Raw genomic sequence first — 12,843 nt, 5'->3', positions numbered from 1 at the left:
GCCATGATCGTCGTGACGGCGGGTCATATCGACCACGGCAAGACGACGCTGGTGAAGACGCTCACCGGCGTCGACGCCGACCGGCTGCCGGAAGAGAAGGCCCGCGGGATCACCTTGGATCTCGGGTTCGCCTATGCCCGTCGCGGCGACCGCACCCTCGGGTTCGTGGACGTGCCCGGCCATGAGCGTCTGGTGCGTACGATGGTGGCAGGGGCGACCGGCGTCGCGTTCGCCCTCCTTGCCGTGGCGGCTGACGATGGCGTGATGCCCCAGACCCGTGAGCACATCGCCATCCTCGACCTGCTCGGCCTCGGACATGGGGTCGTGGCGGTCACCAAGAGCGACACGGTGGACCCGGCACGACTCGTGGCGGTTCGCCCGGAAATCCGCGCGGCGCTGACTGGGACCGGCCTCGCCGATGCGCCCATCGTCGCCTGTTCGTCTTTGTCCGGAGCTGGCATCCCCGAACTTGCGGCCTTGCTGGACGCCGCTGCGGCCACGCCCGCTGTGGTCCGACCGACGCAACGAGGCTTCCGTCTGGCGGTCGACCGCTCCTTCACTATCTCGGGGGTCGGCATCGTGGTCACCGGGGCCGTGCATGCCGGCACCGTGCGCGTTGGCGACCGCCTGCTGGCCTCCCCGGGCGGACAGGAGGTGCGGGTGCGGGGCATCCGCGCCGAGGACCTCGTGACCGATGAGGCCGGCGCCGGGCAGCGCTGCGCCCTGAATATCGTCGGCCCGCGCCTGTCGAAGGGGGATATCCATCGCGGGGACTGGATCCTCGCACCAGCGCTGCATGGACCGACCCTACGTCTCGACGTGACGCTGCGCCTGCTGCCCAGCGAAAAGCGGGCCCTCCGCCATCGAACGCCCGTCCAGGTGCACCACGGCGCAGGCTTGGTCACCGGACGGATTCTCCTCCCGGAGGGCGTCGTCGTCGAGCCTGGAGGCTCGGCCAGAGCGCAGATCGCCCTCGATGCGGGACTTGGGGCGCTTCACGGCGACCGCTTCATCCTGCGCGACATCTCCGCCTCGCGCACCTTGGGCGGAGGCACCATCGTCGACATCGACGGACCGCGACGCGGAGCCTGGTGGGAGGAGCGGCAGGCGATGGTCCGCGCCCTCGACCGAGCCGACGATGGGCACGCGCTCGACGGCCTGCTCGAAGCCAGCCCGGTCGAGGTGGATCTCGGTCACTTCGCGCGTTCACGCAACGTTTCCGCGGCGGCCATGGACGCCCTTGCAGACACCCTCGGCGTCATGGTGGTGGAGACGCCCCGCGGTCCGCTCGGTTTTTCAAGGACGCGCATGAACGGCATCCGCAGTGCCGTCCTCGCGTTGCTCGACGACACGCATCGGATCGAGCCCGACAATCCGGGTCTATCCCAGGAGGAAGTCGCGGCAGGCATTCCCACTCGACATCGCAGGGTCTTGCCCCCCATCCTCGATGCACTGGTTCGCGACGGTACGGTCGCGCGTCGCGGCAACCACCATCATCGCCCCGGGCACGTCGTCCGCCTGAGTCCCGAAGATGCGCTGCTTCACGATGAGATACGCACGATCCTGGAGGCGGCCGGACTCGATCAGCCGCGCCTGGCCGAACTCGCACAACGCGTGGGCAGTGACCCGGACACCTTGCGTGGACTTCTCGATCGGCTCGGCCGCATCGGCTGGCTGCAGCGCATCTCGAAGCATTACTACATTCTGCCCAGCGTCCTGATCGAATTGGTGGATCACGCCCGGGCGGTGGCCAGCGCACACCCTGAAGCGCTTCTCACCGTAGGGCAGTTTCGCGAAGCAACCGGGATCGGCCGGAACATCACGATGCCGATCCTGGAATACCTCGATGCGCAGGGTCTGACGATGCGTGTCGCTGAGGGGCGCCGCGTTCGACAAGAAGCGTTCACACCAAACAAATCTTAGCTATCGTCCCTGCCTGCGCGGACGGATCGAGCGTCGTTTGGGCGACCCGCGGCATTAGCCAAGGTGATCTCGACGTATGCCGGGGCATGGCGTCCGACGGGCATCTTTCGCCTCCGGCCAAAGTCCAATCCTTTCGATGGCGCTGACTGCTCGTCCCTCAATGCGTGGTGGCAAGCGGGCTCAAGTGTGCGGCCCCAAGCGCAGTCAACGGGACATCCAAGGCGACGCGGAGGCCCGTCTCGGCGAAATCGAGGTCGATCTCCCCATCTAGTTCGCGCTCGACGCTGACTGCGATCAGCCGCGTGCCGAAGCCCCGACGCGTCGGCGGAACGGTGGGCGGGCCGCCGGTCTCCCGCCACTCCAAGAGGAGCCGACGGCTGTTGCCGGCATCGGCAATGACCGACCATGTGATCCGAACCTCGCCTCCAGGAACGGACAGCGCGCCGTGCTTGGCGGCGTTGGTAGCCAGCTCGTGCAGCGTCATCCCGAGGGACAGCACATGGCGCGGCGGAAGGTCCACGTCGGGACCATCCACCACGAAGGTCGCGTCGCCATACCTATAGGGACCCAGCTCGTTCTCTAGCACCGCCCGGAGGGGGGCGCCCGACCAGTCGTCCCGCGTCAGGAGGTCGTGGGTCTTGGAGAGTGCGAGGATGCGTGCCTCCAGCCTCTCCCCCGGGGCCTCGCCGCCACGCGTTGATTGCCGTGCCAGGGCCTGGACCGTGGCAAGAGTGTTCTTCACACGGTGATTCAACTCATGCAGCATCGTCACCTGCCGTTCCTGCATCGCGCGGCTATTGCGGACCTCGTCGCGCAGGTCCGCCTCGTTGCGTTGAAGGCTCCCGGCCATCGCGTCGAGCTTGCTTCCGAGGCGACCGAACTCGTCGGCGCCGTCCAACCCGGTCCGGGCCGCGAGGTCTCCGGCCTGCCATTTCGATGCCGTTCGGAGCAGGCGGTCGAAGGGTCGTCGAATGAAGACGCGTCCCGCCAGGAGCGCGGCGGCCAGGGCAAGCACGGCACCCAGGACGATCAGCACCACGCCCCTGCGGGTGGCGGCGTCCACGTCCGCGAAGGCGACCTTTCGGTCGCGACCGACGGTCACCCAGGCGGACGACGCCGCGCCGCCGGGCTTGGCGTTGGCGAGGATGCGTTCGCGACCGTCGATGCCGAAGTCGACGCGGACACCCTCGCCACGGCTCATCACGATGCGCTGCCGATCCGGCGGCACTGGTCTTCCGACCCAACCATTCCCGTCGGGATAGCGAACCAGGATGATGCCGTCCTGGTCCGCTACCGTCACGGAAGTGCTGGGCAGTCTCAGGTTACGCCTGAGGTAACCGTCGAGCCACCCGAGATCGACGGCGACGGCGAGCACGCCGACCGTGCGCCCCTCCGCGTCTGGTAGCGCTTGGGCGAAGTGAAGCGAGTCCCTGCGGGAGGCGTTGCCGCGGGCGTAGGTCCCCATCACGAACGTACCCTCGGCGACCGCACGGCGCTGGTAGACCCGGTCGGGCACGGCGTAGGAGCCGGGTGCGGAGCCGAGGCTGTTGCACACGACGGTCCCGTCCGACCGCGTCAGCGCGAACACCGCGAATTGCGGATTGTTGCGCACGGCCCGGCGTAAGTACTCGGTGCAGCCCGAGGGCTCCATCGCACGGACCGCCGGGTCCTGAGCCAGGAAGTTGAGGGCTTGGCGGGCCGACTCCGCGACCTGCGAAAGGTCCTCGGCGACGGTCCGGGCCGTCGCCATCGTATCGGCGCGCACGGTCTCGTCGCGCGAGGTGCGCAGGGCGTGCTCGTTGTAGCCCTGGATCGCCAGCGCCGGTGCGAGGGCGAGCATGACGAGAAGAAGGATGCGGGTCGTCAGGGACATGAGGCGCCGACCGCTTCCGGAAGGGTGAAGCGGAAAGTGGTGCCTTGGTCTGGTAAACTTTCGACGGTCAACTCGCCGCCCTGACGCTCCACGAGGTCGCGGCAGAGTAGGAGCCCCAATCCGCTACCGCGCTCGCCCGCCGTGCCGTTCGTCGTGCTGCGCCGGTCAAGCCTGAACAGGTCTGCCACCTTGCCGGCGGGCATGCCGACGCCGGTATCGGAGACCGTGATCTCGATGCCGCTCCCGGTCCGCTGGCCGGCGACCGTGATGGTGCCCCCCGGCAGCGTGAACTTGACCGCGTTACTGACCAGGTTGCGCAGGACCGTGGCCAGCATGTCGCGCTGCGCGCGCACTGTGGTCCCCTGGCACGCGATGGTCAGCGTCAGGCCCTTATCGGCGGCCGCCTCGGCGGCGCCCTGCATGACCTCCGCCGCCACCGTGCCAAGGGCGACGTCGGTGATGGTGACCGCCATCGTGTCCATCTGCAGGCTCGCCCAGGAGAACAGGCTCTCCAGAAGCGCGTAGGCCTGGGTCGCGGCTTGATTGATGCCCTTGGCCCGGCGCTCGATGGAGGGGTGGTCCCGCTTCGCCACCGCCTTGCCCAGGACCTCCGACAGACCGAGCAAGGACTGGAACGGGTTGCGCAGATCGTGGGCGATGATCGAGAAGAGCAGCGTCTTCTGGCGGTTGAGGGTGTCCAGCTCCAGCGACTTCGCTTCGGCCTCGCGCCGAGCCTCGTCGAGCTTCGCCTGGAAGCCGCGGCGCGCCTCAGCGTAGCGGATCGCCCGAGCCAGGCTCGACGGCGTCGCCTCCGCCTTGGCGAGGTAGTCGAGGGCGCCAGCCCGCATCAGCCGGAACGCCAGGTCCTCGTCCGCCTCGCCGGTCAGCATCAGCACGGCGTGACCCTCGCCCGGAAGGGCGAGGAGGGAGGCGAGCAGGTCGAAGGTGTCGACGTCCGGCAGGCGATAGTCGAGCAGGATGCAGTCGAACGCACCCTCCCGCGCCAAGCGCAGGCCGGTCGTGCCGTCGGGCGCCTCGGTCAGGTCGTGCTTCAGCCCCGACTTCTTCAGGGCGCGGCGCACGGACGTCCGGTCGACGGCGTCGTCGTCGATCAGCAGGATGCGGGTGGGGGATTCCACGTTTCTGCCGAGCTCTATTGCGGGAACTCGACCACCTTCCAGAAGTGCTCCAGCATGGAGACCGCCTCCATGAAGGTGTTGGCCGGATCGCGCTTGACGATGTAGCCGGCCACGTTGTGGCCGTAGGCCCGCATCCGATCCTCGTCGGCCTTCGAGGTGGTGATCATGAACACCACGGCGGTGCGCAGGTCCTCGTCGGCCCGGATCTCCTCCAGGAACTCGATGCCGTTCATGCGCGGCATGTTGAGGTCGAGCAGGATGAGGTGGGGCTTCGGCAGCCTCTCCTTGCCGTTCTGGCCACGCAGGTACTCCAGCGCCTCGATGCCGTCGCGGGCGACGGTAATCGGGTTGCCGATCTTGCTCTTCTTGAAGGCGCGCTTCAGCCCTTGTACGTCAACCTCGTCGTCGTCGACCAGCAGCAGGTTAACCGTCGAACCCATCCGTCCCCCCCTTCGCGCCGTCCTTCGGCCACGTGAAATGCACCGAGAGGCCGCGTCCCTCCCGGCCTTCGGTCAGCCAGACCTTGCCACCCTGGCGCTCGACAAGTTTCCTGACGATGGCCAGACCCATGCCGCTGCCCTCGACCTCGTCGCGGGGCCTTAGGGTCTGGAACATGCCGAACACGCGCTCGCGGAACTGCTCCGGGATGCCGGCACCGTCGTCCGTGACTACGAACTCTACCATATCGCCCATCGGCTGCGCATCGACGCGGACGCGACCGTCCCCCGGATGGTCGTGATGCTTGATCGCGTTGCCGATGAGGTTCTGGAGCGCCTGGGTCAGCGGCGCCTTCGCCGCGTTCACCGTCGGTAGTTCGTCGGCGGCGACGATCTCGAACCCGTCGGGTGGGCTCACCAGCACGGCGAGCTCGTCGACGAGGGCCTTGGTGTCGACCTGCGTGAAGGCCACGTCGGCTCGTCCGGCCCTGGAATAGGCAAGCAGGTCGTCCAGCAGGCTCTCCAGGCGCCGGACTCGGCTCTTCAGGAGCTCCATGTTGGTTTGGACGTCGCCTGTTAGGGCACCTTCGAGGTCCTCTTCGATCCAGCCGACGAGGTTCTCGATGCCACGCAAGGGCGCCTTGAGGTCGTGCGAGGCGACATAGGCGAACTGCTCCAGTTCCTCGTTCGTGCGGCGCAGGTCGCCGGCCTTGCTTGCCAGCCGTGCCTCCATCCGTTTGCGGTCGGTGATGTCGGTGTTCGTCCCGTACCAGCGGATGACGCGTCCCTCGGCATCGCGAAACGGGTTGGCGAGCGAAAGGAACCAGCGGTATTCGCCGGTGGCGCTGCGGAGGGGGAAGGTGTCGTTCCAAGGCTCGCCGGCCTTGAAGGCGTGCGAGATCCGCTCGACGACCCGGTCGACGTGATCGGGGTGGTGGACGGCCTTCCAACCCCAGCCCTTCATGGAGTCGATGGTCGTACCCGTGTAGTCGTACCAGCGCTGATTGTACCAGAAGATGTCGCCGCTCGCGTCCGCGATCCACGCCATCTGAGGCAGGGTGTCGGCGAGGTTGCGAAAGTCGGACGCGTCAGGAGCGGTGGGCCCCGACGCCACGGCGTCTGTCATGGCGTTTCCCTTGGATGGTGGCTCACCGGCGTCCGCTGACCGTCGAACCGATGGGGCATGTCTTCTCGCGTGACCGACGCCCATGTCCACCCGCGTCGGTGATCCGCGCCAAGGGATCCACCGGAGGATCCCATCGTACGACGACCGCGCAGGTCTCAGCCGGGATGGTACTTCAGGCGGCCAACCACCTCCATCTTGGCGGCGGCGGGTTCGGTAGAACGGTTGCCTCTCCGGCCAACCTGCTGACACGCAGACGACGGAGGCCTTAGCTGGGATCGGATCGCCCGAGGAGCCTCGAAGACGCCTGCGGTCTCAGGCTCGTCACTCGGCGGCCTCTGAGGAGGAGGCGGCACGCCCCATGCGCCGCCGTCCGGCGAGCTCGACGGGCGGCAGGCCGACGATGTCGTAGGTTGCCGCGGCGATGCCGATGCCCGCGGCGTCGAGCCCCACCAGCATCTCGCGGCTCATCGCGTCCTTGGCGCCGCGGGTGATCCAGACCCTCACACGGACGGCTCAGCCAGAGCCGAAGCCTGTGCGGGAGTAGGGCATATCATCAGGTTTCAGCTCGCCTGATTTCACTCCTGTGGCGATGCACCATCATCGGAGTTTTATTTCTTCAAACTATTTTTGCTGTTTTTGAAACCTATCGAAGCTCGGCTTCGTCAAGGCCGCAACAGGGGGGGGTGCCAACGAGGCTCTTGGAGCATCTAATGCGCACTTTGATATTAATTTCTTTTCTACTCAGCAGTTTTTCGTCACCGGTTTTCGCTCAACATACACAGCCCCGTAGGGATGCAGCTGGAACCAGTAACAATATAAACAGCGACGCCAAGGCAGGATAAACTAGGCAACTCATAGCTAAGGCGAGGGAAAAACAGAAATCGATCGACAATAAAAACACAAATTTATGGGATCGCTGGATCTATGCTGTTTGCCTAGGGTGCACCTGGGCGCCGAAAAACGTTCGGATCGTGCATACCCATCCCTCGCGCGTCCTGATGGGGATCCCTGCAGCTGAGGATGATGCACGGGAGCGCGCGGGCGTCCGCTTCGAGACATGACGCAGTCTGCGTCAGGTACGCTCCAGAGGGTCGACAATGAGCGAACTGTGCGCCGCGATGACGTTGCCGCGGATCCGCCAGAGTAGATGTTCGTTCGGCTATCTCCCTCGGGGGCAGGCTCCCGAACGATTGGTCGGCATGCACTGATCCCGAACGAGGCAGCCGCCAGAACGACAAACACCCCAGGAGCGGGTGCTCTCAGGGTGTGGCCGATCTAGCGGCCAGTTTGACAGGGCTGGAGATGTGAAGGTCAACCGGACGGCTACTCTTCTGCGACGGGGGAGCGAGGAAGAGGACCAACACTCCTCGCCCCACCGCCGCGTCCCCCGGCACAGCTGCCGGGAGCGGCACCACCGATCCTAGTAGGAACCGAACTTGAAGTTCAGGCCGGCGCGAGCGATGCCACCCTCGGTCCGAAAGCGGGAGATGTAGCCGACGCCTGGGCCGCCGACGGAGCCGACGAGCAAATTGTGGCTGCCGAGATCGTAACGCAGGTACTCGGCCTTGATCGTCACGGCATTCGACCGGAAGAAGTTCAGGAACGAGTCGGTGGGCAGGGCGTACTCGATGCCGCCGCCGTAGGCATAGCCGGTATCCATCCGCGAGCGGCTGCCAAAATAGGTCAGCGGCGCCGCAGTCTGGAAGCCGACACGCTGGGTCACGTCACCGTAGGCAAAGCCGCCGGTGCCGTACACGAAGACGCGGTCGAAGGCGTAGCCGACGCGCCCCCGCACGGTGCCCAGGAAGCTCAAGTCCGTCCGGTAGGTGTTGGTCAGGACGTTCGGGTTGAAGGCCGGACGAAAGATCGACTGCACACCGGTGCGCTGCAGATCCATGTATTGAGCGTCGGCCTCGACACCAACGACGATGCCCGACCCCGGGGTGAATTGATAATTGTAGCCGACCTGGCCACCGGCGGAGAAACCATCCTGCGACAGGCGGACGGCCGGGCTGCGGAGCAGGTTGTTCACATTGTTCTGTAGGGTGCCGATGCCCACGGTCCGGATCGTATCCGACTCGGTATAGGCGTAGCCAGCGTTGATACCGAAGTAGGCTCCGGTCCAAGTGAACACCGGCACAGGGGTAAAGATCGGCGGCGGGGCGGCGCGGCGCGGAAGGTCAGCGGCGGCAGCGGCGCCGGTCAGGGCGGTGAATGCGGCCAGCGAGGCGAGTAGCGTTCTCATAACTGCGATGTCCCGATCCCAGACTAAATCGTGTCGCAGACTAGACGAGATTGCCACAAAATCATGTATCCGTCCGGTCACACCCTCCGTCGAACGTGATCCAACTTATTTTCTCCCGCCAACTAGATTGGGTGATACCGAGCCACGGGCGGCAATAACATTGCCATGTCCGTTTCCGGGTAGGACAAACGGATCAGGATCTCTTTTAATCCCACATTCTGACAACAAAATTTCAGCTGTTTCAGTCTCACCATTCCGGGCGCTGCCGCGCATCCATACGATCTGCGAGCCGGTGGTGTTCTGAGGCGCCGCCAGGCCCGGCTCATCGTCGGCGCCATCCTCGAGGCCCGTGTCGCTGTCCATGCGGTCGAGCACGGCGATGTAGCTGCTCCGCCGCGTCGAGTGCGACCTGTGCAGCCGCCTCCAAGGTGACGCAGATCTCCGGTCCGGTCAGCGGCTTTGACGCCTCCGGAACAGCCGGTTTCGAACGCAGAGTGAAGGTGAGCACGTCGCCCATGATGTCAGATCTCGGGTCGCGGTGACGGGGAAGCCCGGCAGGCACCGGCCGGGGCGGCACGCACGGCTACGGAAGGGAGAGGAGCGCCGGTCGGTGCCCCGCCCGCTCGGCCTCAACGTGGGCGACGAGAGCCCGGGCAAAGGCCTCGGTCTCGTCGGGGTCGCCGTTCCGGACGACGGGACGCGACAGGATCGTCAGGCGGGTCTCGCGTTCGCTGGGCGTCTCGGGCTGGCGCCGCTAACCCTTTTTGCGGGTCACATCCGCCACGTCGGTTAGGGCCTCGCCGAGTAACCGAATCAGCTTGCCGGCGGCGTTGTAGTGTTCTCCGGGGTGGCTCTGCCTCGACCACTCGTTGGCGTGCGCTGCCCCCGTCCAGGCCATGGCATAGGCTATGTCGCCGACCGTCCCCGCCAGGTTGTAAAGCGCCCTTCAGATCCTCCAGCGCGGCAGATGCGAAGGCGATCTGGTCGACGACCTTGGCGCCGACAGGCAGGGCGGCTGCGGGCCACTGCGCCAGCCGATCCACATCATCGCGGATGTCTTCCAGGAGGGCGGTTGGGACGCGAGCGCTCATCCGCTCGCCGTAAGGATCCGCTGCGATCCAGGCAGTTGCCGGCGGCCTCATGGCCCGTGGCCGGCTTTCAAGGGGCCAGATCGCGACCCTTTGTCGAGAAGCCTATGGCGTCCGACATTGCACGTTCGAGGTTTGGGCGACCTGTTGGGCGCCTACGGCGGAGCAGCTACGGGCCGGTGACATCCTTGAGCGCCGCGCGAGGTCCGCGGCCTGACACCTCAGTCCGTCCAGTCACGCGTGGACCGATTGCCATTCCGGACTGGCACTGCCGACTGCCTTTCCCGATCCGGGATCTCCTCAGGCGCGGCCATTCTATCTCAGATAACCGTCCCTGATCACTGTGCAGCTTGAGCCGTGTCGCGTACCTGGCCCCATCGCCGTGAGGAACGGCATCGAGCCCCGCCAGCCCCGAAACGATGGGCGGCGGGGCAGAGCTATGGATACGTTCGTGACTGCCATGCTCTCTCGCTCGAATGAGCTCTTGCACGACCCGATCTTCCAGGCCGGGCGGCAGGTCACCGAGGCTGAAGGGCGGCGCGAGCAGCAGATAAGCGTCCTGTCGGCTTTTGCTCAAGGCTCGCCCGCACGGATCTACGCCGAGCACGTTCTGAGCGAGATCGAGCGAACCATCGCGCTCAGCCGTATGAACCAAAAGCTTATCGAAAGCCTCCTGGCGTGATCGGCTCTATCCGGCTCGCTTGGCGCTCCAACTGCCGCTACACTCGATCAGTCCACCGGAAGTGCGCCACGTACCGCTTCCGCTGCCCCTCGTGCTGAGGCTCCCAGCAATCGGCACTTTGTTCGCCCCCTTGGTGATCGTCGCCTTCACCGCGCCTCCGGCAGATACGCCGCCAGCGATGTCGATCTCGTCGCCGGGGATCGACGCGTCGCTGCCCCTGATTTGCACCTGATAGCTCGTGCTTGCTGAGCATGGCCCCTGAGCTGTCGCGGCAATGATCGTCCACGAGCCGTCGTACTGGTTTGGTATCCGCATCTTCCTCACGGCGGCATCAGCCGGACAGAGGAGGGTTGCTGACACGATAGCCACGAGGATCGCCACGGGAATACGGATCACAGATAGCTCCAACGCTTGCTCCACCACAGGCCGCTATGATCGGCCGCATTCCCGGGGCATACGAAAGGAGCCGCGAATAGTTTCAGCTTCAACCAAGATTGAAAATCTCAATCGGTCAAGCTTGTGGATGAGCTCGTCGTGGTCTCATCCTTAAGCTGTTGAGTCTGGCCGCTCTGTATCTGATCGTACAGTGAAAATTCGTCGCTTTATCGGTTCGATAGCTGAAACTCCCCTGCGATCAGGATCGTAGGGAACTCTGACGTCGTGCCTTGGCGTCGTGCCGGGGCGTGCGGTTCCCCAGCCTTCCTGGCTCTGTGCCGACGCGCCCGCCGAACTCAGGAGAACATGATGAGGAAGACGACCTTCGCTCTCGCTGCGGCAACCCTGCTCGGCAGCTTCACCCTCAGTGTCGGCGCCGTGTCGGCGGCTCCAGTTCCGGTAAGCAGTCTTCAGCCCGGCCAGTCGGATGTCACGCAGGTCCGGATGATGCACGGCGACCGCATGATGATGAAGAAGCGCATGATGCATAAGCGGATGATGCACCGCCGCATGATGCGCAAGCGGATGATGCATCGCATGTGAGGCGATCACTGCCAGCATCGGGAGGGCTCCGGTGGAGCCCTCTCACCCCCTGTCGTTCCGCCCGATTACGAGGCTGATGCCTTGTCGCGCACCTACAGGCTCGCGGTGATGCCCTGCCCTGTGTACCGGGGCTGCTACCGCTGGATCGTGTCGTCCTCTGACGGCCTCTTCTCCGAGCGATCGGCTTATCCCTACGCGACCAGGGGCGCTGCCTGGATCGTAGGCCGGATCCGGATGGCAGATCTCAGGGGCGATCAAATTTGATGGGAGACCGGGGATCTCTGCATACCTGATGGAGGAGGTGCGGTGATCGGAGACGGAAGCGATTTCAGTATAGAAGCCAGCGTTGATCCTGACCTTCGCGCCGCCGAATACGTGCTCGGCAGCCTCGACGCTTGGGACCGTGCAGACGTGGCGCATCAAGCTACAACCGATGCGCGAATGGCCGACCGGATACGGGTCTGGGAGCGGTGGTTGGCACCCTTACTCGACGCGATCCCCCCGGTGGTGCCACGCTGGAATTTACACGCGGGGCTGTTGAAAGCGCGGCCTGAGCGCTCCGAGTGACAGCCTGCGGGAAGCGACCTGAGTGGCCAAGGGGACGGCGCGACAAATGCCGCGCCGCCGTCGCGATCAGGGCATCAGAACGGCGTTGACGACGTGGATCACGCCGTTCGACTGCATCACGTTCGGGATGGTCACCACGGCGGTGCCGCCCTTCACGTCGGTGATCAGGACCTTCTTGCCCTGCACAGCCACGGCGAGCGGCTCGCCCTCGACCGTGGTGAGTTGGTTCTGTCCACTGCCCTTCTTGGCCAGCGCCATCAGATCCTTGGCGGTGTAGACGCCCGAAACCACGTGGTAGGTCAGGATCTTGGTCAGCGTCGCCTTGTTCTGCGGCTGGACGAGGTTCTCGACGGTGCCCGCCGGTAGCTTAGCGAAGGCAGCGTTCGTGGGTGCGAACACGGTGAACGGGCCGGGACCGCTCAGCGTCTCGACGAGGCCCGCAGCTTTCACGGCCGCGACCAGTGTGGTGTGGTCTTTGGAGTTGACCGCGTTCTCGACGATGGTCTTGCTGGCGTACATCGGCGCACCGCCGACCATCGGGTTCTTGGCGTAGGCTGCACCGGTCGCACCCAGGCCGAGGGCGAGGGTCAGGGCGAACGTCCGGGCCGCGCGGCGGCCTGTGCTGGTGTTGAACATCATAGTTCCTTCCGTTCCCCCTTCGCTGGGGGCAATGATGGCTGATACGGAGCCATCTGCGGAAAGGTTTCGGATCGTAGGCTCTCCGACCTGATCACTGATCGGTGAGCGTGAGCCCGTCAGCGCTGCCGGGACGAGCTTGATCCGTA

General features: G+C 65.4%; 13 protein-coding genes. 4 read left to right on the top strand and 9 right to left on the bottom strand.

Annotation, left to right across the window (positions count from 1 at the left end):
* The first annotated feature begins 3 nt into the window (after positions 1–3).
* The gene (gene selB / locus MFF40_RS11225; protein ID WP_238260435.1) at positions 4–1,923 is read left to right on the top strand and encodes a selenocysteine-specific translation elongation factor; all 1,920 of its coding nucleotides are present in this window, start codon (positions 4–6) and stop codon (positions 1,921–1,923) included.
* Between the two features lie 157 nt (positions 1,924–2,080).
* On the opposite strand, the gene MFF40_RS11220 is transcribed toward selB, so the two are convergent.
* The 7 genes from MFF40_RS11220 to MFF40_RS11190 all read right to left on the bottom strand — a co-directional run bounded on the left by MFF40_RS11220 (position 2,081) and on the right by MFF40_RS11190 (position 9,118).
* Positions 2,081–3,796: a sensor histidine kinase gene (locus tag MFF40_RS11220; RefSeq protein WP_238260433.1), complete on the bottom strand. Its 1,716-nt coding sequence runs from the start codon at positions 3,794–3,796 to the stop codon at positions 2,081–2,083.
* Complete coding sequence (locus MFF40_RS11215; protein WP_238260430.1) at positions 3,787–4,935, bottom strand: hybrid sensor histidine kinase/response regulator; 1,149 nt, start codon at positions 4,933–4,935, stop codon at positions 3,787–3,789. Before MFF40_RS11215 ends, MFF40_RS11220 begins: the two co-directional genes overlap by 10 nt.
* A 14-nt stretch (positions 4,936–4,949) precedes the next feature.
* Positions 4,950–5,375, bottom strand: coding sequence for a response regulator (locus MFF40_RS11210; RefSeq protein WP_238260428.1), 426 nt, complete (start codon positions 5,373–5,375; stop codon positions 4,950–4,952).
* On the bottom strand, positions 5,359–6,498 hold the full coding sequence (locus tag MFF40_RS11205; RefSeq protein ID WP_238260427.1) for a PAS domain-containing sensor histidine kinase: 1,140 nt from the start codon (positions 6,496–6,498) through the stop codon (positions 5,359–5,361). Before MFF40_RS11205 ends, MFF40_RS11210 begins: the two co-directional genes overlap by 17 nt.
* 321 nt (positions 6,499–6,819) lie before the next feature.
* Complete coding sequence (locus tag MFF40_RS11200) at positions 6,820–7,002, bottom strand: hypothetical protein (RefSeq protein WP_238260426.1); 183 nt, start codon at positions 7,000–7,002, stop codon at positions 6,820–6,822.
* 916 nt (positions 7,003–7,918) lie between these two features.
* The gene (locus MFF40_RS11195; protein WP_238260425.1) at positions 7,919–8,743 is read right to left on the bottom strand and encodes an outer membrane protein; all 825 of its coding nucleotides are present in this window, start codon (positions 8,741–8,743) and stop codon (positions 7,919–7,921) included.
* Between the two features lie 105 nt (positions 8,744–8,848).
* Positions 8,849–9,118, bottom strand: coding sequence for a hypothetical protein (locus MFF40_RS11190; RefSeq protein WP_238260424.1), 270 nt, complete (start codon positions 9,116–9,118; stop codon positions 8,849–8,851).
* A gap of 1,152 nt (positions 9,119–10,270) precedes the next feature.
* Between MFF40_RS11190 and MFF40_RS11185 the strand changes: the two genes are divergently transcribed.
* The gene (locus MFF40_RS11185; protein WP_238260423.1) at positions 10,271–10,513 is read left to right on the top strand and encodes a hypothetical protein; all 243 of its coding nucleotides are present in this window, start codon (positions 10,271–10,273) and stop codon (positions 10,511–10,513) included.
* A 6-nt stretch (positions 10,514–10,519) separates the two neighbouring features.
* Here the strand turns inward: MFF40_RS11185 and MFF40_RS11180 are convergent, their stop codons facing one another.
* Positions 10,520–10,909: a heme utilization protein gene (locus tag MFF40_RS11180; RefSeq protein WP_238260421.1), complete on the bottom strand. Its 390-nt coding sequence runs from the start codon at positions 10,907–10,909 to the stop codon at positions 10,520–10,522.
* A 348-nt stretch (positions 10,910–11,257) separates the two neighbouring features.
* Here MFF40_RS11180 and MFF40_RS11175 point away from each other — a divergent pair, with 348 nt between their 5' ends.
* Both MFF40_RS11175 and MFF40_RS11170 read left to right on the top strand, forming a co-directional pair.
* Positions 11,258–11,491: a hypothetical protein gene (locus MFF40_RS11175; protein WP_238260419.1), complete on the top strand. Its 234-nt coding sequence runs from the start codon at positions 11,258–11,260 to the stop codon at positions 11,489–11,491.
* Positions 11,492–11,797: 306 nt separating this feature from the next.
* Positions 11,798–12,058 (top strand): hypothetical protein, encoded by a 261-nt coding sequence (locus tag MFF40_RS11170; RefSeq protein ID WP_238260417.1) that lies wholly within the window; start codon positions 11,798–11,800, stop codon positions 12,056–12,058.
* 66 nt (positions 12,059–12,124) lie between these two features.
* On the opposite strand, the gene MFF40_RS11165 is transcribed toward MFF40_RS11170, so the two are convergent.
* Positions 12,125–12,694: a fasciclin domain-containing protein gene (locus tag MFF40_RS11165; RefSeq protein WP_147939612.1), complete on the bottom strand. Its 570-nt coding sequence runs from the start codon at positions 12,692–12,694 to the stop codon at positions 12,125–12,127.
* Between the last annotated feature and the right edge of the window lie 149 nt (positions 12,695–12,843).

Source organism: Methylobacterium mesophilicum (assembly GCF_022179445.1).
Taxonomy (GTDB): Bacteria; Pseudomonadota; Alphaproteobacteria; order Rhizobiales; family Beijerinckiaceae; genus Methylobacterium; species Methylobacterium mesophilicum.
The sequence above is the reverse complement of the archived record's forward strand: the minus strand, read 5'-3'. Positions and strand labels throughout refer to the sequence as shown.

What these genes read in the sequence shown, in the direction of transcription:
- selB (WP_238260435.1), top strand. Translation starts at nt 4, where the DNA reads ATGATCGTCGTGACGGCGGGTCATATCGACCACGGCAAGACGACGCTG.
- MFF40_RS11220 (WP_238260433.1), bottom strand. Translation starts at nt 3,796, where the DNA reads ATGTCCCTGACGACCCGCATCCTTCTTCTCGTCATGCTCGCCCTCGCA.
- MFF40_RS11210 (WP_238260428.1), bottom strand. Translation starts at nt 5,375, where the DNA reads ATGGGTTCGACGGTTAACCTGCTGCTGGTCGACGACGACGAGGTTGAC.
- MFF40_RS11205 (WP_238260427.1), bottom strand. Translation starts at nt 6,498, where the DNA reads ATGACAGACGCCGTGGCGTCGGGGCCCACCGCTCCTGACGCGTCCGAC.
- MFF40_RS11195 (WP_238260425.1), bottom strand. Translation starts at nt 8,743, where the DNA reads ATGAGAACGCTACTCGCCTCGCTGGCCGCATTCACCGCCCTGACCGGC.
- MFF40_RS11185 (WP_238260423.1), top strand. Translation starts at nt 10,271, where the DNA reads ATGGATACGTTCGTGACTGCCATGCTCTCTCGCTCGAATGAGCTCTTG.
- MFF40_RS11175 (WP_238260419.1), top strand. Translation starts at nt 11,258, where the DNA reads ATGAGGAAGACGACCTTCGCTCTCGCTGCGGCAACCCTGCTCGGCAGC.
- MFF40_RS11165 (WP_147939612.1), bottom strand. Translation starts at nt 12,694, where the DNA reads ATGTTCAACACCAGCACAGGCCGCCGCGCGGCCCGGACGTTCGCCCTG.